This window comes from uncultured Roseobacter sp. (genome assembly GCF_947499265.1).
Lineage (GTDB): Bacteria > Pseudomonadota > Alphaproteobacteria > Rhodobacterales > Rhodobacteraceae > Roseobacter.
This window is the reverse complement of record NZ_CANMNK010000002.1, coordinates 221204-243126: the sequence shown is the minus strand read 5'-3', so window position 1 is coordinate 243126 and position 21923 is coordinate 221204. Positions and strand designations below refer to the sequence as shown.

The following is a 21923-nucleotide window of genomic DNA, read 5'->3' as shown; positions in this document are numbered from 1 at the left end:
ACGACCAGCACCGCGCTAGTCGCCCGAATGTATACGATCAAGTTGCCAGATAGAACGTGAATAGACGACTTCGGTGCGGTACTTGGTGTCCTCGTCATAGGGGTAGACGATCCAAAGCGGCCCTTTGCCGCGTGGCGACATTTCCGCGCCGTCCATCAGATAAGCGACAATGGGCGCGCCCTCTTCAATCTCGCCCACTGGAATGTCGACCTTGTAGTCGTTCAGCGCCAGCGCGCTGACCGTATCGCCTTGCGCCCCGGCATAGTCGAGCACATCGCGCAGGGAAACGCCGGTGAATTCAACCTCACCCTCCATCCAGATCGTCGAGGTTGTAAACACGATCTGATCCATCGCCTGCAACATCGCCATGTCCAGTGTCACGACATCATCCGCTGTCTCATGCATCAGATCACCGGACAGGGTCAGAACAACCTCACCTGTCGGCGCAGGCAATTGCTCAGCCAGCGCAGGCATTGTCAGACCGGCGATCAGGGTTGTCGCGACAAGGTTCACTTTGAAATGGGTCATGATGGCTCCGTCGGATTTGCGCGGGTGTCGGTTGTGTTCCTGATTAGGGCCTGCGCGAAACGAATGCGACAAAGCAACGGGATAGGCCGCTATACGAAGGTATAGTCGCCGCCGAAATCGCCGCGATCTAGTGCAGCAAACGCAGCTCTGTGCCATGGGTCGCCTTCTGCCCGACAAGACGGAGTTTGATCCTTGCAATATCGGTCATCTCCAGGGCAGCCAGCGCCACATGCCAGTGATCACTACGCTGCGCCGGGTCAATGCGTTCAGATTTGATCAGCTTGATGCGTGTTTTCTCGCCGCTCTGACCGATCAATTCGACCACGAGCGTGCCGGTTGATCGACCCCGTGTTTCGATCTCGAGGCCGCTGTAGGCCACAGCATCGAATGCATGGGAAATCCCGGTCCAGGCGTCCCCGACGGGCCCGATTTTGACAGGCGTGCGGTGGGTCGCTGATTGGCCTCGCAATGCGCCCAGGATCTGGCGCAGGCCGTCAACCCGGGTCAACGCAGCCGTATAGGGGGATTCCCAGACAACCGTCTGAAACTGTCCCCGATCCAAGGCGCCGCTGCCGATAAACGCGGTCATCGATCCGACAAGGCCGCCACCGGTCACCGCGTGATTTTCAACCGTTCCGTCCAGCACATGCGCCAGCGCATCCGCGACCTGATAGGCGTCCCGTTGATAGCGGTCGGAAAAGCTTGTGCCCACCAGCGCGATGCGCGGCCCCCCGGCCTCTTGCGACAGAAGGTCGGATGCGGTGCCGCGCTTTGCGAATACCGGCGCCGGTACCGTCTCCGGCCTCGGCCTTTCTTCGCAAACCTGCTCCACTACCACGCTCAATGATCCTTTTTCGCTGTAGTCCGCGGAGAACGGAACCTCCGGCAAGGCTTCACGCCCTGTTGATCCCGCCATCGCTGAGCGAAGATATGCGGCCGAAAGGGCCGCACCCCTCGGCGTCCAATGGGTGTCGCGTTTGAAATAGATCGACTCAGATTCATCGCTTTCGGCAAGCTCAGACAGGTCCGGGGCGACAATCCCTGCCTGGTTCAGCGCCGCGATGTAGTCCGAAAACCCCCGTGACAGGGCCTGCCGGTCGAAGCTGCCGTCGAGACCCATGGCCGCAACAACATCCTCCGGCACAAACAGCGGGCGTGGGGGCGCAGCAAGAACCACCAGCTGTGCGCCGCGGGCTTTGAATTCCGCAGCCATCAATCGCCAAAGCTCCGTCGCTTCTTCTGACACGGCAAAATCGGCCTTGAGTTGGTCAGCGCCAATGATCCATCCAGTTTCCGCATCGGAATAGAACGGCCCGCGTTTCTGATACTTCTTGGGCAGGCTCTCGATGTTCTCCAGCCCCACGCAATAAGGTGTCGCCAACACCGGCGTAGCCAGGACAATACTGGTGGCGAGAACCACCTTGGCAAGCAACGTTTTCATGATCTTAGCTCCTTTGAGACATAGCGCACCGGAATTTCCCAGATGACGGTTTTTGGGGGTGTATTCTTGAGAAAGTCGGACGCCAGAAAGGCATCCATCGGCCGGAACGGCCCGCGGCCTTCCTGGGAAAAATTGATCACATCCGCGCTCAGCGCCTGTTTGAGGAAACCCGCAAAATGCCAATCCTCGCGCGCACTGAAGCTGGTCCCAACCAAGACAGCATCAACCTGCGCTGCGCCGAACAGACCGCCACCCGTTTCCACAGTTGTCGTGTAGCGGGTGATGTGTTCCTGCGGCGGGCCCATGAGAGGGCGGAAAGCCCCCGTCGGAATAAAGCGCAGCAGGTCCCCATCAAAGGCAATGCGCCCCTCAGCGCGTGTCGTGACAGTGGCTGGCGCAAGGGTGATACCTTGGTCCCTCACCCACTCGGCCACCAGATGGGCGACGGCCCGGCTGCCAGCAGGCGACCAATGCGTGTCGCTGCGCATGAACGCATCTGCCGTTTCCTTGGTCCGCAACAGGGTGTCGGTCGCATCCAGCGCTGCGATATCTTCTGCGGCCAATTCCTGCAAAAACCGCTGGCGCCGTGATTTAACCATTTCCGGGCGGGCAACACCCAAGGCCTCTGAGTAGATCTCCGCTTTATCGGGCAGGATCACCGGGATCAACGTGATGCCACGCGCGGCTAATTCAGCATGCACAACGGCCACTTCGTCCGCCGCCAACGCGATGTTCTGCGTTTGACCTTCGGGTGTGACGAGCTCTTCGGTGGTAAACAGCCATCCGTCACGCCCGACAATCGCGCCGGGCATCGCCTGACCAAAAACGCCATAGCGAACGGCACCAAGGGTCGACACGGCGATCTCCTCAAGCGGGTTATTTGCAACAAAGGCCGCCTCATACTGCGATTGCACCGCGCCCCTGAAAACATCCGCAGATGTATGGTCACTCTTGATCCCTGGATGACTTGCCAGCCCGATGCCCGCGAGCGCCGCGACAAAGCCGAACGCCGCCGCATGGTGCAGATGTGATTGTTTCAGATACATCAGGATCCTCCTTAGAATTGGAAGTAGAGAAAGGGAGAGTGGGTTTGCGCGATCAGCGCGAGACAGGATACGATCATCAGTGAGAACGCCCCCGCCCCGCGCAGCCAACGTGACGCATTTGCTATTGGTCTTTGGAGCCATTGACCGGGTGCGCAGAGTGCCATCCCCCCGGCCAATGCGGTCAGTTCTGTGAGCTGTATCTGCCAGGCGATGCCTGCTGTGACGACCCAACCATGGACCCCCACCATCCCGGCGTAGATCTGAAACGCGTCTTCAACAGACGCGGCCCGAAACATCACCCACCCGATCAAAACCACGCTCATCGTCACCAGCCAGCCGATCATGCGAGGCCAGACCTGCGCCGCCGATTTCGCCCCAAGTGCGCGCTCGATTGCCAACAACGCCCCGTGCCAGGCCCCCCAGAGCAGAAAGGTCCAGTTGGCACCGTGCCACAGACCACCCAGCACCATCGTCAGCATCAGGTTGAAATATGTGCGCAGCGGCCCTTTGCGGTTACCGCCCAGCGGCAGATACAGGTAGTCCCGCAACCAATGGGACAGGCTGATATGCCAGCGCCGCCAGAATTCGGTGATCGATTGGCTGCTATAGGGCGCGTCAAAGTTTTCGACAAAGCGAAATCCGATCATCAGGCCCAATCCAATGGCCATGGCTGAATACCCCGCGAAGTCGAAGAAAAGCTGGATGGCGTAGGCAAGAGCGCCCAACCAGGCCTCGCTCGCCGAAGGGGCGGAGATTGCAAAGAGGCGGTCCGCAAGCGGGGCGACGCTGTCGGCAATCAGCAGCTTCATCGCCAGACCTTGCGAAAAGCGCCCAACACCTTGCAGGAATTTTGCAGCCGAATGGGTGCGATTGGCAAATTGCGCGGACAGGTCCTTGTAGCGCAGCACCGGCCCTGCAATCAGCTGGGGAAACAAGGACCCGAAGGCGAGAAAATCGATCAAATTGCGCGCGGGGGGTGCGTCCTTACGGGCCACATCGATGATGTAGCTGATCGATTGAAAAGTGTGGAAACTGATGCCGATGGGCAGAATGATTGCCGGGACGGTGATATCGCCGCCGCCAAGCGCCACCGAAAGATCGCTCAGACCCGTGAGCGCGAAGATGGTGTATTTAAAGTACGCCAGCACAGCCAGATCAAAGAGGACGCCAAGCCGAACCGCCCAGGTTTTGACCCCGCCGGATTTCGTGGTGTGGGCCACATGGGCCGCGGCATAGCTCACCAACGACATGCCGAAGATCAGCGCCAGATAGTCAAGACGCCACCAGCCATAAAACGCGTAGCTGCCCAGCAGAATAACAGCGGATCGCGCCCGCTTCGGAGCCAGATAGTAAAGCGTCAGAAAGGCTGGCAAAAACCCGAAGACAAATATGGCGCTGGAAAAAATCATCAGAAACCTCTGCTGCGGGGCGCGTTATCTGGCGACGGTGCCAAAGCGGTTTTCGACCAGCCGGATGCCGGTGTCATCGGCGATGAAGCTCAGGTTCTGCCCCCGCCTCAGTGCGACATCGAAAATGGCCAGAGGGATCGGGTTGCCAAGCTCAAAGACGCCCAGCGCAATGGCCACTGGGTTGACGTCGCGCGCACCGGCGGTTGCCGCAGCCACGGTTTCGATCACCGGCGTGGACCCGTCCGCAAGACGAAGCTCCAGAACTCGCTCGGTCGCATTGATCAAAAAGAGATGCACGCGTGCCGCATTAGAACGCGGCCCCTCGAGGATGGCTTGCTGATGGCCATCCGCGCCGCGCACAATCGTGACAAAGCTTCCCGGAGCGACCCCGTCCAGCAGCGCCGAGGACACCGGGAGGTAGGCCCAGTCATCTTCTAGCGTGAGCGCAAAGGATTTGCCCGCGAATTCCGCGGTCTCGTCAGGATCGAACCCGGCAAAGCGGACAAAGCTGGCGTCCGCCGGGGCGGCTTCAGGGTAAAGGCTCGTGTCACTCGCCGTGGCGGTTGAACATATCACCTGGGCTGCAATGAAAATGGCGGTGAGGTATGAATGTTTCATATGAAGGCTCCTTCAAAAAGCGTCAGAAGTAATAGGAGATGCGGGCGTAGACGCGGTGGGCCTTGCTGCGATCAGAATAGGCCGATCCCGGCGTGAACCGGGCCACGCCGAATTCCATTTTGGATTTCTTGCCGGGCCGCCATGCCCCCGCGAGGCTGATTTCCGACCCGAGAAAACGTGCGTTTCCCGTGGTGGTCCCCTTGATCCGCGCCTCCGGGCCAATCGTGGACCGGCTGGGTTGCAAGTATGCGTGCAAGCCCAGATCCATCGAAAACTTGCGCGAGGGGCGCAACCCATAGGCCAAAGTGCCAATGGCGATATTGGTCAGCTCAGGCTGAAAAATATAGCCATACCGGTGAAACTGCGTCTGCCCGCCGTCATAGGTTTTATTGCTGTGCAGCCCGCTTTGTTGGAACCCGGATGTGCCAAATGCAACCCCATAGGTGATCTGCGGGTTCCAGCGGCCTGTGCTCAATTCCTGATGCGCGCGGACATCGACGCCGACGCCATATGATCGGTCTTGTGCCGCATCCCCCATCACCACACCCGCGTTGAGCTGGTAGGAAAATCGCTCCGATACCTGGGCGAACCGATAGGTGGACAGGTGCAGACGGCGCTGGCTTCCATCGCGTTCTGCGATGGCAAAGAGGCCGAAGCGCCGCGCGTGATCTGTGTCCGAGATATGGGCGATCAGATAGTCGGCGGTGATATCACGCGTCCCGGACACCGCGGCAAACTCAAAGGCCCTGCCCTGCAATCTATGTGCAAAATGCAAACCATCCACCGATGCGTCAGCAACCCATTTATGGGGATCGGAAAACCGCAGCCGCCCGACACTCACCTGCGCCCGATCTGTAAGCGCAACAGAAACAAGCGCCTCTTTGAGCTGCGGTTGCATGATCCGATCATAGGAGCGGGCGTGGGTCTTTTTGTCCTTCAGGCTTACCTCACCATGGACAAACCCGGTCACACCACGCGCGATGTTTGCGCGCCCGACCCCCCCCAGATAGCTGGCGAATTCATCCTTGCGATCTGATACGCCATCGTCGCGGGCGATATCACGTTCACCCTGAAACCGCAGGTTGCCGTAAAACGAGGTGCGCAGCCAATGCGTGACGGTGCGTTTCGCCTTTTTACGTTTGGCGATGTCAAAAACCACTGATGCCTGCGGTGCATCTTTGCTGCCTGCAATCGCGCCAGTTGTCTCTGCCATCAGACACAGACCACAAAGGGCAGCAAACATCGTGCCTTGAACTGTCTTTTTACTCGTTACCATCGAACCATCCTCGCACTGGCTGTGCTGAGGAATGACTACGGCAGACCGCTCGCTCCGAGCAGACCTGCAAAGGCACAGGAAGACGACAATCCGTTTAGGCGGGCTATCCTTTGGTATATTCAGCCGCGCGCTCAGGATGGGCTAAAGGCGTGAATCCCTAGGGCTGGAAAAGCTTTGCGACCACCGCCGCAATCGCGGCCTCGGCGCGCGCGCGGTCGCCGCTGTTGACGTTTATGACCGCAGAGGTTCGCGTCTGCGGGTCGAAAGCAACAAAGGAATACCACATCGTGTTGGACCCGGCATGCGCCAGCACCCCCTGGCGGTGGCCCCACCCGGCGGAATAATCGGCTCCCTCAGGCGGATCATGCAAACGCCGCCAACTCTCCGGCGTCAGGAATGTGGTGTCTTGCGTTGCGTGAGCGTTCAGGTAGGTCAGGTGATCCGGGATCGAGAGATGAACGGTGCCTGCGGGGCCAAAAAATGGCGGGTTATCCCCGGCGGGGCCGGGCGAGATCGCGCGGCGCACAAAGAGGAACTTTCGATGACCCCAGGGCTGCGTCTCCGGCGTGGAAACACCGGGGGCGCCAAACCCTGCGCTATCCATCCCAAGTGGGCTAAAGACATGACGCGTGATCAGCGTTTCCCATGGCAGTCCGGTTTGCTGTTCCAGCATGGCACCCGCAACGATGTAGCCCAGATTGGAATACTGGAAGGACCCCTGAGCCCGGGGTGCCTGCGCCAAGGCAGCCGCTGCTGCCGAAAGGCGATCGGCGGGCACATCGCGCTCCGCTGCGCTTCCGGACATGCGGATCATGGACAAACGCCCTGGGTTGGCCGGCAACCCCGCGCGGTGATGTAGAAGATCAGCGTAGGTGACCGCCCTATACCCCTGATCGATGTCCGAGAGGACGGGCCCTAGAACATCGGCAATTGCATCCTCCCAACGGATCACGCCACGTTCGGCCAATCGGGCAATCAGCGTTGCGGTCATCGATTTGGTATTGGACCCAATGTGCCAGAGGCTCTCATCTGTCACGGCAGGTCCATTGCGATAGATCGCACCGGCGCTGGCCACGCGCATGTTGCCATCCCGCATGACCCCGATGCTGGCCGCAGGCGCCCCACTGATTTCCAGCACCTCGTTTGCCAGAGACGACATATCCTGCGCATATGCCGTCTGCGACGTCATGAAAATCGCTGAGTAACAGGCCAGTTTGAGCTGCTGTAAGATCCGCATGGATCTGATTTGGTCACGCGTCTCAACGTAATCAATCCCAGTCACTTTTTGGGCGGAGAACGGCTGGACATCAGCCAAGACCCCAAAACTTTGCTGCGTTTTGTGAACACGGTATTGAGCGTTTTAACTCTTTCTTCACAAAGTCCATTTACCTTTTGTTAATTGATTTGAGACCGGGGGGAAGGGCGTCGTGGATATCCTGATTTTGGAGGACGATCTGCCTTTGCTCTTAGCCTTTACTCAGGCATTGGAGAGCGACAACCACAACGTCCATGCCGTCTCAGACATCGAGACCGCGGCAAATATCGTTAACAGCTGCAAACTGGACATTCTTTTGCTGGATTTGATGATCGGAAACGACAGCTCCCTGCAGATCGCGGCACTTGCCGGATACGCGGCACCGGATGCCGAGGTTGTCTATGTCACTGGCAGTACAAAATTTGCGAATGGCGAGCTGTTTCAAATGTATCAAAACACCTCATGGGTCATGCGCAAACCGGTCGATTTCCGCGATCTGAAGGCTTTGATCAACTACCTTGGAAAATCGCCTTCCGGCAAGCGAGGAGGCGCTGCAACGCAGATTTTCAGCGCCAAAGCACAGGCGTGAAAGATCGGCAATGAACCGTCGACCTCCCGATAAACGGCGTACCCGCTGGAAAAATAACCTAGAAACTTGAAGCTGATCTGGTCGACATAATCCTGGATGGGGTTTTCGCCGCTGATGCCGTTACCGCCCTGTCCCACACGGCGACATCTGGCGACATCTGAGCGCTCAAAATAACGTTTGTGCGGGGCGGCCCGCGATCATCCGTCAGCCTTTTTGATGGTTGCGAGATGAATAAGTGAATAGAGCGGCTCTTCTGCCGCCACCGCCTCATCCAGCAGTTCGTCCCCACCCGACAAGGGCGCCGAAAGCTCACCGGTTGCGATCACCCGTTGCCCATCCAGGCGATGGCCTTCCTCCACCGGCCGATTGGCAAGATCGACAAAAGTGCCATCATCAAGGGCGAGCAACACAACGCAGGCTGCCGGGGCAGAACGGCCATCCGCGTCCAGCATGGGCGTCTTGTGCACCGGGTCAAACTCAGCCCGATAGGTGCCAGCCAGACGAACGACACGCCCGGCATTCTCGGCAAGTGCAGACGGCGCGATCAGAGGTGCATCCTGGCTCATTTTGTGGCGTGGAAGGTCGTGGCACGGTTGCCGTGGGTGCCACTACCGAGATGATCGTCGTGGAAGGTCTCGCCCTTGCGCTTGGTTCCATACATCTGGAACAGCCAATCCCGGTCGACATAGTCCGCCGCCCACTTGCGCAGGCGCGCGATTTCGTCCTTAAGCGCTTGACCAGACATGGTTTCTTTGGCCTCCTTGATCTCAGAGGCGGCACTGACCGCATAACCCTCCAGGGTCAGATTGTCGCCGCCATCCTTGGCGATGACGCCGGCCCAGTGGAAGTTCCACGTGCGGCCGGACGATTTGAACCCCGGCATGTCTTTTTCGGTCACCATCGTGTAGGCGTCGCCAATCTCCGGGTTGGCGAAGCGGTTGATACCAACGTGTTTGTCGAAGGCTTCGCGACCCTCTTCGCCGAGCGCCGAATACATCTTGCGGGCATGTTTCGGATCCTTCGGCTTCACAAAGCTGACCCAGCCAATGAAGTTGGTGGTGTAGTGCACATTTTTCTTGAGGAATTTCTTGTTCGCCTTGCTTCCGAAAAACGCCGTGATGGCTTTGGGATAAAGCTCGTTTGAATAATCTGCCGGGTTGCCGGACGGGGCGCTATCGCCAATGTTGGTGGTGGCCTTTGGGCTTTTGCCGGTGTCCTGCACGCCCATGATTGTGCGTGCCGCCTTGCCGCAGTCGGTCCAGAGCGCCATGATCTCATCATCTGTGACCCCTTCATCATCCTCAAGATCACCCGCGTTGATCTGCTTGAGCTTTTTCGTGCGATCATGATCCACGTCGGCGATGGCCTGATCCCGCAGATAGGGGGCCACGCCGTAAACGGTTTCGCCTGCCAGCGTCATTTCATCATCGGATTGGTGCAGACCAATCGCCGAGGAGGCGGCGAGCAGCTTCTTGTCCCCGTCCTTGATGATGTCGGGTGTTGCATAGAGCTTGTTGCCACCCTCGTCCTGATCCTGTGGCACCGCAGATTTGTCAGAGTCGCTGACCCGCCAAACCGGATCTTTCGATTCGTCGGTCAGGCCATAGGCCTGGATCACCGGCGTTGCGGGGATGTTTGTCCGGGCGCGCCCATCAGCCATCCGCTGCAACACGCCCAACTGCCGCGCATTGCTCGCGCGGTCTGCGATGGCCTGCAGCACATGCGCCTGCCCCCCCACCGCGCTGAGCTGTGGTTTCGCCTGACGGGTGGCGGTTGGAAGTGGTTTCCGCAACGGTTGAGCTCTGACGTTCATGCAAAAATTCTATCTCAGGTGGTGGCACACGACAAGAAATCTTTGGTTAATGGCTCCGTCATGGAAAGAACCGCTCATTGTGTTTCGGCGCGAGGCCTCCTTTATCAAAGGGGATCCACCGCCCGATGGCCGCAGATTCTCTGGCGCAAACGATCCAGGTTAAACGTCCAATTGATCCAACAATGCCCGAAAGGTCTTGCGGGCAGATCCCGGGTGGCGCACCTTCTTGGCCGCTGCCAGATTGGACAGATCTTCCTCCACCACGATCAGCCCGACCATGCCCATCTCATAGTGCGGCAAGCAGAGATACCCGTAGATGCCGGGCACGGTGAAATCCACGGTCAGCACCTCATCGATTGCGCCATTCCACGGCTGCGCCCCCTCAGGGATCATCCCGCGTTTGGAGGCTGCGTTGTGCCCCGCGTCCGTGGGCAGGAACGTCACGCTCTCGCCGCGGTTGATGCGCAGGATTGCAGGTTCAAAGACGTTCGGCGTGTTGCTGTCCCCGCAGGCGGCATTGAGCATGAGGACGCTGTGGTTGCCGGTCTTGTCCACCGTAGGCGCCGGGCAGGCCCAGGCGGCGCGTGCGGCCCCCAAGGCGGTCAACGACAGGATGATGTTACGACGCGTATGCATGGACAATCAGATCCTTTCTGGGGCCGGTGGTGATCTCAACCTCCACCCCGTAGGTTTGCGAAATAGCCGTGGAACGCAGGACCGTTTCCGGCGGGCCCTGCGCCAGAATACGCCCTTGCCCCAACAGGATCAGGTGATCGGCGAACCGGGCGGCGAGGTTCAGATCATGCAAGGCAACCATGCCGATGGCACCGCGGTCGGCCATAGCCGATTTGATCCGGGTCAGCACCGCCAGCTGGTGGCGCAAATCAAGGGCGGAGGTGGGTTCATCAAAGAGATAAACCTCGGAGTTGCGGATCAGCGCCTGCGCGACCGAGACCATTTGCGATTGCCCGCCTGACAGGTCGCTGACGTAGGCCTCCGCCAGATGGCCAATGCCTGCAGCCTGCAGGGCGCGGCTGACGGTCTGCATGTCCGCCTCCGACACCCGCCACCCCTTGAGCTGCTTATGGGCCATCATCACCACGTCAAAGACCGTAAGGGCGGCGTTGGCGGCAAAGAACTGCGGCATGAAACAGATGCGTTTCAGACGCGCGCGGGTGGGTATACCGGACAGATCGGTGTCACCCAGCCTGATCTGGCCGGTGGTCGGTTTGGCCAGCCCGGCGATCAGACGAAACAGGGTCGATTTCCCCGCGGCATTTGGCCCGATCAGCGCCGTCAGCTGCCCCGGGTGCAGCGCTGCGAAGTCGGCGTTCTGCAGCACCGGACGGGCGCCGTAGGAGAACCCGAGGCCAGAAGCGGAAAGCGTGTTCATTGCCAGTGCCTTTTGCGTTGACCCAGAATGAGCAGGACGAAGAACGGGATACCGATCAGCGAGGTGATCATGCCGATGGGATAGACAATGCCGGGGGTGATGGCCTTGGAGGCGATGGAGGTGCCCGAAAGAATGAGCGCACCGCAAAGCGCCGAGAGCGGCAGGAAGCCGCGTTGATCCTCTCCCACGATCATGCGCGCGATATGTGGCCCGACGAGGCCTACGAAAGCCACGGCGCCCACGAAGGAGACCGCAACGGCAGAAAGCAGCGAGACACCGGCCAGCACCGACATCCGCAACAACGACACGTTGACCCCAAGTGCGGCGGCTTTTTCCTCGCCCATGCGCAGGGCGGTAAGCGCCCAGGAGCGCGACATGAAATAGGGCAGAACGATCAGCAGGATGACGACGCAGACGCCAACCTTTGCCCATGAGGCGCGGGCAAGCGAGCCCAGTTGCCAGAAAATCAGCTGGGCCAATTGCAGCTCGGAGGCCCCGTATTGCAGAAAGGCCAGCAACGCGTTGAAGGTAAAGAGCATCGCGATGCCCACGAGGATCATCGCCTCCGGGCTGACCCCGCGCAGACGGGTGAAAAGGAACAGAAAACACGAGGTCAGCATGGCCAGCGCAAAGGCGTTCATCGTCACGAAGAGCCCACCGACCCCCGGCACCACCGACCAGCCCAGCACGATCGCGAGCGCGGCGCCAAAGCTGGCCGCAGAAGACAGCCCCAGCGTGAAGGGGTCCGCCAGCGGGTTGTTCAGGATTGTCTGCATCTCGGCGCCAGCCACACCCAGCATCGCGCCGACGGCCACGGCCATCAGCGCCACCGGCAGGCGCAGTTGCCAGATGATCACCTGCTCCTTCGGCGAGGCAACCGAGGGGTCAATGATCACCTGTACCGTGCGCCCGAAACTGAGGTTTGCAGGGCCGGTGATCACGTCCAGCACAATCAGGCAGCACAGCAGCACGCCAGCGCCGAGCACCAGTGCCACGCGGCGCAGGTTGCGCCTCTTGTAGGCGGCGACAAGCGTCGCAGCAGTTGGCCCGGATACCGAGGCGGGTGCGATGGCATGGTCTTTCATGGCGCGATCCAGATCAGGGGTGCGCCCACGGCGAGATACCGGCGCGGGCGCAGAGTGTCAGTTCAGGGTTGTCCAGAACTGTCCTGAGGCCGCAAACGGCAGAAACCGTTTATGCAGCTCGTCGAAGTTCGCTTCCACATCAAGGTCTTCGAAGTCATCGGGGTGCAGCCATTTGGCGATCTGTTGCACCGCGATGAAGTGGTAGGGTGAATTGTAGAACTGGTGGTAGATGGAGTGCAGATTGCCCTCCTTGACCGCGCGCAGATCGGCAAAACCGGCCCGGTCGGCAAGGGCCTGCAGCTTTTGCGCATTGACCGCCGGGTCGCCTTCGTAGCCCAGCAGGGTCGAGGTCACCTCGGGCCGTGCTTCCACCCAGTTGGCGCCGGTGCCGATGATATGATCGGGGTCTGCTTCCAGAATGCCTTCCAGGCTGATGTCGACCGAATAAGCGTTGGCAAGTGTAGAAGCGTAATTCACCCCGCCCGCAAGCTCGACAAAGCGGCCGTAGTTATAGGGCCCGAAGGACCAGCAACAGAAATCTTGCTGCCACCCGGCGGCGTTTTCAACCACCACCAGCGGGCGATCCTCGGCGGGGATGGCGTCAACCACATTGGTAACCCTGCGCATCTGCGCGATGTAGAAATCGATGAATTCAGCGGCGCGCTTTTCTTCGCCAAGGATGCGGCCCATCAAGAGCAGGGACGGCACCGTGTTTTCGGTCGAGTTGCGCCGGAAATCGACAAACGCCACCTGCACACCGGCATCACCCAACTTTTCCACCAACCCGGTTTCTTCAGCCTTGAAGAGATTACCGACATCCAGCAGCACCAGATCGGTTTCCGCTTCAAGCACGGCCTCGATGCTGAAATCGCCCGCATAGGGGTTGCCGAAATTGATCAGTCGGGCAGTGTCTTCCGGAAAGGCCGCTTCGAACTTGCGAAAGGCGTCAGGGTCATAGAGGATCAGATCGTCTTTCCACCCGACGATTTTTTCAAAAGGATTGCCATCGACGAGCGGCGCGATGGAATACATCATCCGCCCTTCGCCCAGAACGATCTTTTCGGGCAGGTCGGTAAAGGTGACTTCTCGGCCAGCGATATCAGTTACAGTCAAGGCTTCCGCTTGAGCTTCACTGGCTTGCGCGATCATCATCACGCTGGCTGTAACAGCACCAAGGAAGCCGCGCGTGGGTGTCGAAAACGACATGGCGGTCTCCAATGTGTTAGTCAGTGTGCGGTGCTGGTAGCGCATTTCGCGGCAATACCCAAGTATTTTTATCGGAAATTTCAGATTTCTGTAAAGCCCGTCTGCGCATGACGGTTTCAAGACCCAAACCCGCGGTTCAGCGTTAACTTCGCCCCGCATTCCCTTTCGAGCCCTGATCAGCCTGTCGCCGGGGTGCCCCCATCGCGCCACCAAATACATTCTGCCGCAGGAAATCCACGAAGAGGGATTTGGACCCCACAATCGAGTCCGTGCGCCAAAGTGCGACAGTTTGCAGCTGCTCGGTGATCCCCTCCAGCTCCAGTGGCACGAGGTCATTGGTCAGTGAGCCACGCACACTTTCCGTCAGGACGGTTACGCCCATCCCACAGGCGACAAGACCCAATATACCGGCAGAGTTATAGGCTTCCTGTACGATGTGCGGAACAAACCCCGATCTGCGACAAAGCGGGATCAGATAGGAATAGAAATGTTCCCAATCCTTTGACGGTCCATGCACAAAATCCTCATGCGCCAGCTCTTCCAGATGGATGCTGCCACGGTGGGCCAGCCGGTGATTTTCATAGACCACACAGACCAGACGCTCCGACTGAATGAGCTGTTGCTCATATCCGGATCGGCTTATCGGACCGGTGACACAGCCGATGTCGAGCTCGCCCTCATCGAGTTTTTTCAATTGGGTGGCGGTCACGTGATGGTTGGGCTGCAAAACGATGCCCGGTTGCTGCGCCTGAAAGGATTTCAGCAACCTTGGCAGCACACCCGCAATCGCCATATCCGTATAGCCAATGCGCAGGCTGCCTATTTGCCCGCGGTGCACCTGACGGGCATCGTCGATGGTGTGCTCCACCGCGTTCATGATGCTGCGGCACCCTTCCAGAAAAGTCTGGCCCGCATCGGTGATCCGGACGCTGCGGTTCGACCGATCAAACAGCAACACCTGCAGCTCCTGCTCCAGATGCTGAATGGCGCGGCTCAATGCGGGCTGCGCCACGCTCAATCGGTCCGCCGCACGGCGGAAGTGCAGCTCTTCGGCCACGGCGATGAAATACCGGATATGTCTGAGGCCAATTTTCATGATGCCGTTTCGTTATCAAAGCTGACTGATTTGATATTATACTTGCAATGACACCTGTGGCAATCTTGCGGGAATAACCAAAAAAATTTCAACACGGAGAGAAAAATGCCAAATTTCAGATCACTGCCGCTTGCGGCATCGCTGCTGTCCCTGAGCCTGTCCGCCCACGCGACGCTCGCCGCGGATGTCGTCATCAATCTTGGATATGCGGCAGCCGAGGGCAGTTCCTATGCGGTTCTGGCCAATAAATTCGAAGAGCTGGCCGAGACCTATTCCGATGGCACCATCGATGTCAAAGTGCGCTGCTGCGGGCAGCTGATGGGTGAGGATGAGGCGTTCAAGGCGATGCAGCTGGGCACCGTCGATATGCATGTGATCACCGGCAACAACATCTCGCCGCACTTCCCGCTGATGGACGCCTTTGTCTTGCCCTATATCTTTGAAGACAAGGAACATGCCTACCGCGTGCTTGAAGGTGACGTGGGACAGGGCTTTGCCGAGCAGCTGCAGGCCGCAACGGGCGTTCATCTGCTCACCTTCGGCTTTGTCGGTGATCGCGACTTCTACAACTCGCGCAACCCCATCACCAAGATGGAGGATATGGCGGGCCTCAAGGTACGGGTGCCCAAGAACCAGGTGATGATCGATACATTTGCCGAATTTGGCGCCGCCCCGATCCCGCTGCCCTGGGCCGACACACCCACCGCGCTGCAAACCGGAACGGTAGAGGGCGCGGACAACGGCACCTCCTTCATCAAGTCACAGAAATTCTACGAGATCATGCCGCATTTTACCGCGCTGGAGCATTTCACCTATTTCTCACCGCTTTTCGCCAGTCAGCGGATCATGGACAAGCTTGATGACAGCCAGCGCGAGGCCGTGATGCGGGCCGCCCGCGAAGCCGGGATCTACCAGAAAGAGGAAATGACGAAACAGGTGGATGAGATCCGCGCATTCCTCACCGGTGAGGGCGGGATGAAAACCGCCGCGTTTGACCGTACCGATTTCATTGCCGCCGGGCAGCGTGTGCAGGACAAATATGCCGCCGAAAAGGACGACGTTTTCAAAACGCTGGTCGACGAAATCCGGGCGGCGGCTGAATAACACCCTTTCTCCCTGAAACTTCGGGCTGCGATCAGATGATTGCAGCCTGCTTTTCACCCGACACGAAAGGGGTGGTTCATGCTGGGCAAACTTGATCGACACTTCGAAGAGGTTCTGTGCACGATCTTTCTGGCCTGTGTCGTGGGATCGGTCCTGATTCAGGTGGTGATGCGCTTCGTCTTTCACTCTGCCGCCGTCTGGGCCGAAGAAACCGCGGTCTACGGCATGATTTTTGCGGTCTATCTGGGCGCGACGATGGCCGTGCGGGAACGGGCCCATATCCGCATCACGCTGCTGGTCAGCCGCCTGCCCCGCGCCTTGCAGGTCTTCTCGATCGTGCTGGCGGATGCTTTGTGGTTCGCTTTTGTGATCTTCATGATCGTACAGACCACCACATATACCCAACTGCTGTTTAACGTAACCTATCAAACGCCCGGCCTCGGGATCGAACAGCGATGGGTGCAGATGTTCATCCCGATGCTTTTCTGCCTGATGCTGTTTCGCATTCTACAGGTCTACTGGCGCTGGAAAAACGATCGCTTCAAAGGGCTGCCGCTGTGAGCCAGACAGACACGTCCCCTGCGCGCCGCGGCATCATCCCGTCGATCATCTTTGGCCTGATGATCCTTGGGGTCGCCGCCACCTATGCCGTGGGTCTGAACGGTCCGGTCACAATGGCGGTGATCTTTGTCGTCACCATGGTCATTGGCGTGCCGATCCCCTTTGCCGCGGGGATTGCCACCGTGGCAGGGCTCTATATCGCCGACATTCCGATGACCCTGATGGCACAGGCGGCCTGGACCGCGTTTGAGCCCTTCCCGCTGGTCACCATCCCCCTTTTCGTGCTGGCCGGGCAGTTGATGGAACAGGGCGGCATGTCGGAGAAGCTGGTCAATATCGCGCAGAAACTCGTGGGCGCCTATAAGGGGGGGCTGGGCCTGGTCACGGTGGTGGCCTGCATGTTCTTTGCCGCCCTCTCCGGCTCGGGCCCCGCGACCACGGCGGCCATCGGATCGATCACCATTCCGGCAATGCAGGAAGAGGGCTACAGATCCCGCTTTGCCGGGGCCATCGCCGCCGCGGCCGGGGCGCTTGGCAGCATGATCCCGCCCTCAAATCTTCTGATCATCTTTGCACTGGTCACCGATGTCTCCATCCCGCGCCTGTTTCTTGCCGGCATCGTGCCCGGCATCGTTCTGGGCCTGATGCTAATGGTTGTCGTCTTCATCATCTCGACCAAGAACGGCTATGGCGGCACCGGCGAGCCCTTCCGCTGGGGGCCATTGCTGGAGGCCTTTTGGGAAGGCAAATGGGCGGTCTTTGCGCCGGTGATCATTCTCGGCGGCATCTACGCGGGCATTTTCACCCCCTCCGAGGCGGCAGGCGTGGCCGTGGCCTACGGGCTCTTTGTCGGTCTCTTCATCTATCGCGGGCTGACCCTGGCCAAGCTTTTTCATGCCTTCAAATTCACCGCCATCGTCATTGGCACCGTGCTCTTTATTCTGGGCTCCACCAAGGCTTTCGGTCAATTGGTGACGATCTTCGACATTCCCGATGCGGTCCTGAGCCTCTTTCGCGGGCTGGTCGAATTTCCCTGGCTGGTGATGCTGATGATCGGCGCCTTCTACATCCTTGTCGGCATGTGGCTGGAAAGCATCCCGCAGATCATTATCTTCACCGCCGTGTTCTTCCCGCTGGTCACCAGCCTGGGAATCGACCCGGTGGTCTTTGGCATCTTCACGGTCATGACCTGCGAGATCGGCTTTCTGACCCCACCCATCGGGGTGAACCTCTTTGTCGCCGCCAGGATCAGCAAGATCACGATCGAGGAAATATCCGTGGGCGTTCTGCCCCTGCTGATCCCCTATATCCTGATGATCCTGCTGCTGGTCTTCTTCTCCTCCTGGGTGACATTTCTGCCCGATCTGGTCTATGGGCCGATGCGATGACGACCGACCATAAAAACCCACCCTTGCTGGGGTATGCTGACCGTCTCTCCGCACGACCCGGAGAGCGCATCGCCTTCAAGGTATCATCGGCCTCGCCCAAGCCCTTCGCGGCACGGCTCGTGCGCTCCATCAGCGCGGATCCGAACCCGGCGGGCCAAGGGATCGTTGAAGAGGATGCCTCACCCTACTTCCCCGCTCAGACCTTCGCATCTGTCGAACGCCCGTTTTATGCAAGCTCCTACGCCATCGCCCGGTCCGGGGTTGCTGCCGCAAAAGGCGCTGACCTGAACTTGTCGGTGAAGATTTGGCCGACCCTGCGGTCGGGTCATCGCCAAACCATCCTCAATATCGGCACGCTCGACTTGCGACTGGACACCGAAGGTGCCGTGGCACTGGCATTTGGCGACCAAACCATCTCCACCGGCTGTCCGCTGAGTTTACGCCAATGGCACCTGATCGAAGCCCGGCTTGAGAAGGGCACCTGGACGCTGCGGCAAACCCCGCTTGGACCTGCGCAGGCCGCGCCGGTTGAGGTCCAAGAGGACGCGCTTGCCTCCTTCAGCTTATCCGGAACCCCGGTGATCGCCGCCAAATGGGAGGACGGTCAGGCGGGGCAGCATTTCAACGGCAAGATCGAGGCCCCGACCGTGGTGGCTGATGCTCAGCCCCTCTGCGCCTGGGATTTTGGCAAGCAGATCTCCTCCACAACGGCACAGGCAATAACCGGGCCCGATCTTGATCTGGTGAACTACCCGACGCGCGCCGTCACAAGCGCCGGTTGGGACGGCGCCGAGATGAACTGGACCCACAAGCCCGATCACTACGCGGCGATCCACTTCCACGAAGACGACATTTACGATTTCGGGTGGGATACCGATTTTACCTTCACCCTCCCGGAAGACATGGCCTCAGGCGCCTATGTCATGCGGCTGAGCTGCGACGGGCATGAGGATGCGATCCCCTTCTTTGTCTGCCCGCCGTTGGGAAAGCCATCCGCCGATCTCTGCGTGCTGATCCCGACCTTCACCTACACGATCTACGGCAACCACGCGCGCCCGGATTTTGACCCCTCGTGGCAGAAAAAATTCACCGACTGGGAGGCTTACCCCCACAACCCGGCCACATACCCGCACTACGGCCTGTCGACCTACAACAATCACAGCGACGGCTCCGGCATTTGCCACGCGTCGCATCGCCGTCCGCTCTTTAATCTGCGCCCCGGCTACGTGACCTTCGGCAATACCGACTGTTCGGGCCTGCGCCATTTCCAGGCCGACAGCCATTTGCTCAGCTGGCTGCATGCCAAGGGCATTGCCTATGATCTGATCACGGACCATGCCCTGCATGCAGATGGCGTGGCGGCGTTGCGTGACTACAAGGCGGTCACCACGACCACCCACCCCGAATACCACACCGCACAGACCCTTGATGCCCTGCGCGACTATCGCGATGCAGGCGGCCATTTGGCCTATCTTGGTGGCAACGGGTTTTACTGGCGTATTGCCGTGCATCCGGAGAACGACAGCCTTCTGGAAATCCGCCGCGCCGAAGATGGCATTCGCGCCTGGGCGGCTGAACCCGGGGAGTATTATAACGCGTTTGACGGCACCTATGGCGGGCTTTGGCGGCGCAACGGGCGCGCGCCGCAGGCTCTGGTGGGCATCGGCTTTGCCGCGCAGGGCGAGTTCTTCGGCGATCCCTACCGCCGTGTCTGCACCGATCTGGCGTATGAGTGGGTGTTCGAGGGGATCGAAGGCGAGATCATCGGCGATTTCGGGTTTTCGGGGCATGGCGCCGCGGGTTTTGAACTGGACCATATGGATTATCGTCTGGGCACACCTGAACACACGGTGCTGCTGGCGCGATCCGTGACGCGTGAAAACGGCTTCATGCTGGTGCCCGAAGAACAACTGACCCATCTGACCAATCTCACCGGCGGCCCGGCGCAGGATGCCCTGCACGCGGATATGATCTGGGCCGAATATCCGCAGGGTGGAACGGTTTTTGCCACCGGTTCGATCACCTTCTGCGGCAGCCTGCCCTGGAACAACTTTGACAACAGTGTTTCACGGCTCTTCCAGAATGTTCTGACCAAGCTGCTGGCGTGAATCGCTCAACAGGCGGCGAAGCGCGCAACTGGGGTCAGCCTTGGCTGCCCGTTGAGGTGGCATTACATTTGCGCTCAAGAAAATCAAATACACGCCCGATTTTCGGCGGCGTCTCTTTTGCCAGATGATATGCAGGGTGCATGCTCTTTGAACTTCCAGACCGCGACACGCTCTACCAGGCGCTGATTGACCGGAATGCCGCCTACGACGGGCAAGCCTATGTCGGCGTGTCGACAACCGGCGTGTTTTGCCGGCTGACCTGCCCTGCCCGCAAACCAAAGCCCGAAAACTGTAGGTTCTACGGATCGGTCAAGGCGTGCCTGGAAGCAGGGTTTCGCCCCTGCAAGAGATGCCAGCCCTTGCGCCCCATGGCATCGGCGGACCCTGCCATCGGCACCCTGCTTGCGGCGCTTGAGGCACGGCCGGCGCACCGCTGGTCCGAAGACGATGTCAAACATATGGGCTTTGACCTCTCCACGATCCGCCGCAGTTTCAAGCGCCAGTTCGGGATGACCTTTCTGGAAATGGCCCGGCAACGGCGGTTGCGCGATGGGTTTGCGATTCTGGCCGAGGGCGGCAAGGTCATTGACGCCCAAATAGATGCAGGGTTTGCATCCGCAAGCGCGTTCAGAGCGGCCTTTGCACAGCTTCTGGGCCGCGCCCCGGGCAATTTTGACAGCAAACCCCTGCTCTTCGCGGATTGGGTCACAACACCCTTGGGCGATATGATTTCGGTAAGCAGCCGATCACATCTTCACCTGTTGGAATTCGTCGACCGGAAAGCACTGAAAAGAGAGAGCACCCAGCTGGAAAAGCACGCCCATGGCAGGCTCGGGATCGGTAAAACCGACCCCGGCGAGCAGATCAAAGCGGAACTGCGCGCCTTTTTTGCAGGCGGTTCCGCCGGTTTTTCGACACCCTGCGCGCTCGACGGATCACCCTTTGCACGCGAGGTTTGGGCGGAACTGACCCGCATCGCTCCAGGCACCACGCGCAGCTATTCAGAGATCGCCAGATGCATTGGCAGGCCCTCCGCCACGCGCGCCGTTGCCCGCGCCAATGGCGCCAATCGGCTGGCCATTATCATCCCCTGTCACCGCGTTATTGGTGCCGACGGATCGCTGACCGGATATGGTGGCGGTCTGTGGCGCAAGCAGAAACTGATCGACATAGAACGCCAATATCGACCCCAGGAAAAGGAAGCATGAAACAATGAACCAGACCGAAAAAGCAAATTTGTTCAAATCACTACACGTGAAAGGTGATCCTCTGGTTCTCTACAACATCTGGGACGCAGGCGGGGCAAAAGCGCTCGCAAAAGCGGGCGCCAAGGCCGTCGCAACCGGCAGCTGGTCTGTCGCCGCCGCGCATGGGTTCAAGGATGGCGAAGCCATGCCACTGGATTTCGTGCTGCGCGTCGTGGAACGCATCGCGACCAGCGTGGATATCCCCCTCACCGTTGATTTCGAAGGGGGATATGCCGCGGCACCGGATCTTGTGACCGAAAACGTGCGTCAGGTCCTGCGGGCAGGTGCAATTGGCATCAATTTCGAAGATCGCATCGTGCAGGGCGAGGGCCTCTACCCGGTTGCAACGCAGGTCGAGCGGATACGCGCCGTGCGCGAAGCGGCCCGGATGGAAGACATCCCCCTGTTCATCAACGCGCGGACCGATGTGTTTCTGGGGTCGGATCCGTCTCAGCACGCTAGGTTGGCCCCCGACGCGCTGGAACGTGAAGCCGCCTATGCGGAAGCAGGTGCAGATGGTTTCTTCATCCCCGGCCTGACACAACATGATTTGATTGGCGACATTGTTGATGCGGCCAGCCTTCCGGTGAATGTGATGATGACAGGCGCGCTGGACACGCTCGCCGGTGTCGCAGAGATCGGTGTGTCCCGTGCAAGCTACGGTCCCGGCCCCTATGCGAGCGCGATTGCAGACTTAACTGAAAGGTTCAACTCCCTGCAGTAGGTGTCTGTTTTTAGAAGATAGTTTGAAGTTCCGAAG

The 21923-nt window shown here is 59.4% G+C and carries 21 protein-coding genes; 7 read left to right on the top strand and 14 right to left on the bottom strand.

Going from position 1 to position 21923, the window contains the following annotated elements:
• Positions 1-15: 15 nt before the first annotated feature.
• The 7 genes from Q1A63_RS05840 to Q1A63_RS05810 form a co-directional block, all read right to left on the bottom strand.
• Complete coding sequence (locus Q1A63_RS05840) at positions 16-528, bottom strand: molybdopterin-dependent oxidoreductase (protein WP_298970009.1); 513 nt, start codon at positions 526-528, stop codon at positions 16-18.
• A gap of 127 nt (positions 529-655) precedes the next feature.
• Positions 656-1969 (bottom strand): hypothetical protein, encoded by a 1314-nt coding sequence (locus Q1A63_RS05835; protein ID WP_298970010.1) that lies wholly within the window; start codon positions 1967-1969, stop codon positions 656-658.
• Entirely contained in the window at positions 1966-3015 is a 1050-nt protein-coding gene (locus Q1A63_RS05830) for a hypothetical protein (RefSeq protein ID WP_298970011.1), read from the bottom strand. The genes Q1A63_RS05835 and Q1A63_RS05830 overlap by 4 nt, the downstream gene beginning before the upstream one ends.
• An 11-nt stretch (positions 3016-3026) precedes the next feature.
• A complete protein-coding gene (locus Q1A63_RS05825) occupies positions 3027-4424 on the bottom strand; it encodes an MBOAT family protein (protein ID WP_298970012.1) in 1398 nt (465 codons plus the stop codon).
• 24 nt (positions 4425-4448) lie between these two features.
• Positions 4449-5042 (bottom strand): alginate O-acetyltransferase AlgF, encoded by a 594-nt coding sequence (locus tag Q1A63_RS05820; protein ID WP_298970013.1) that lies wholly within the window; start codon positions 5040-5042, stop codon positions 4449-4451.
• A gap of 22 nt (positions 5043-5064) precedes the next feature.
• Positions 5065-6255 (bottom strand): alginate export family protein, encoded by a 1191-nt coding sequence (locus Q1A63_RS05815; RefSeq protein ID WP_298970014.1) that lies wholly within the window; start codon positions 6253-6255, stop codon positions 5065-5067.
• A gap of 220 nt (positions 6256-6475) precedes the next feature.
• On the bottom strand, positions 6476-7555 hold the full coding sequence (locus Q1A63_RS05810) for a serine hydrolase (RefSeq protein ID WP_298970015.1): 1080 nt from the start codon (positions 7553-7555) through the stop codon (positions 6476-6478).
• A gap of 190 nt (positions 7556-7745) precedes the next feature.
• Here Q1A63_RS05810 and Q1A63_RS05805 point away from each other — a divergent pair, with 190 nt between their 5' ends.
• On the top strand, positions 7746-8162 hold the full coding sequence (locus tag Q1A63_RS05805; protein WP_298970016.1) for a response regulator: 417 nt from the start codon (positions 7746-7748) through the stop codon (positions 8160-8162).
• A gap of 197 nt (positions 8163-8359) precedes the next feature.
• Here the strand turns inward: Q1A63_RS05805 and Q1A63_RS05800 are convergent, their stop codons facing one another.
• From Q1A63_RS05800 to Q1A63_RS05770, 7 genes are all read right to left on the bottom strand, one after another.
• A complete protein-coding gene (locus Q1A63_RS05800) occupies positions 8360-8728 on the bottom strand; it encodes a replication factor A protein 3-like protein (RefSeq protein ID WP_299631005.1) in 369 nt (122 codons plus the stop codon).
• Positions 8725-9975: a hypothetical protein gene (locus Q1A63_RS05795; protein ID WP_299631003.1), complete on the bottom strand. Its 1251-nt coding sequence runs from the start codon at positions 9973-9975 to the stop codon at positions 8725-8727. The genes Q1A63_RS05800 and Q1A63_RS05795 overlap by 4 nt, the downstream gene beginning before the upstream one ends.
• A gap of 159 nt (positions 9976-10134) precedes the next feature.
• Positions 10135-10611, bottom strand: coding sequence for a pseudoazurin (locus tag Q1A63_RS05790; protein ID WP_299631001.1), 477 nt, complete (start codon positions 10609-10611; stop codon positions 10135-10137).
• Positions 10595-11368, bottom strand: coding sequence for an ABC transporter ATP-binding protein (locus tag Q1A63_RS05785; RefSeq protein ID WP_299630999.1), 774 nt, complete (start codon positions 11366-11368; stop codon positions 10595-10597). The genes Q1A63_RS05790 and Q1A63_RS05785 overlap by 17 nt, the downstream gene beginning before the upstream one ends.
• Complete coding sequence (locus Q1A63_RS05780; protein ID WP_298970021.1) at positions 11365-12453, bottom strand: iron ABC transporter permease; 1089 nt, start codon at positions 12451-12453, stop codon at positions 11365-11367. Before Q1A63_RS05780 ends, Q1A63_RS05785 begins: the two co-directional genes overlap by 4 nt.
• Before the next feature lie 57 nt (positions 12454-12510).
• The gene (locus tag Q1A63_RS05775) at positions 12511-13659 is read right to left on the bottom strand and encodes an ABC transporter substrate-binding protein (protein ID WP_298970022.1); all 1149 of its coding nucleotides are present in this window, start codon (positions 13657-13659) and stop codon (positions 12511-12513) included.
• A 142-nt stretch (positions 13660-13801) separates the two neighbouring features.
• The gene (locus tag Q1A63_RS05770; protein WP_298970023.1) at positions 13802-14755 is read right to left on the bottom strand and encodes a LysR family transcriptional regulator; all 954 of its coding nucleotides are present in this window, start codon (positions 14753-14755) and stop codon (positions 13802-13804) included.
• 105 nt (positions 14756-14860) lie between these two features.
• Between Q1A63_RS05770 and Q1A63_RS05765 the strand changes: the two genes are divergently transcribed.
• From Q1A63_RS05765 to Q1A63_RS05740, 6 genes are all read left to right on the top strand, one after another.
• The gene (locus tag Q1A63_RS05765) at positions 14861-15859 is read left to right on the top strand and encodes a TRAP transporter substrate-binding protein (RefSeq protein WP_298970024.1); all 999 of its coding nucleotides are present in this window, start codon (positions 14861-14863) and stop codon (positions 15857-15859) included.
• Between the two features lie 78 nt (positions 15860-15937).
• Complete coding sequence (locus Q1A63_RS05760) at positions 15938-16420, top strand: TRAP transporter small permease (protein ID WP_298970025.1); 483 nt, start codon at positions 15938-15940, stop codon at positions 16418-16420.
• Entirely contained in the window at positions 16417-17808 is a 1392-nt protein-coding gene (locus Q1A63_RS05755) for a TRAP transporter large permease (protein ID WP_298970026.1), read from the top strand. The genes Q1A63_RS05760 and Q1A63_RS05755 overlap by 4 nt, the downstream gene beginning before the upstream one ends.
• Positions 17805-19916 (top strand): N,N-dimethylformamidase beta subunit family domain-containing protein, encoded by a 2112-nt coding sequence (locus tag Q1A63_RS05750; protein WP_299630994.1) that lies wholly within the window; start codon positions 17805-17807, stop codon positions 19914-19916. The genes Q1A63_RS05755 and Q1A63_RS05750 overlap by 4 nt, the downstream gene beginning before the upstream one ends.
• Before the next feature lie 140 nt (positions 19917-20056).
• On the top strand, positions 20057-21124 hold the full coding sequence (locus Q1A63_RS05745; protein ID WP_298970028.1) for a trifunctional transcriptional activator/DNA repair protein Ada/methylated-DNA--[protein]-cysteine S-methyltransferase: 1068 nt from the start codon (positions 20057-20059) through the stop codon (positions 21122-21124).
• 4 nt (positions 21125-21128) lie between these two features.
• Positions 21129-21887: an isocitrate lyase/phosphoenolpyruvate mutase family protein gene (locus Q1A63_RS05740; protein WP_298970029.1), complete on the top strand. Its 759-nt coding sequence runs from the start codon at positions 21129-21131 to the stop codon at positions 21885-21887.
• Positions 21888-21923: the final 36 nt, after the last annotated feature.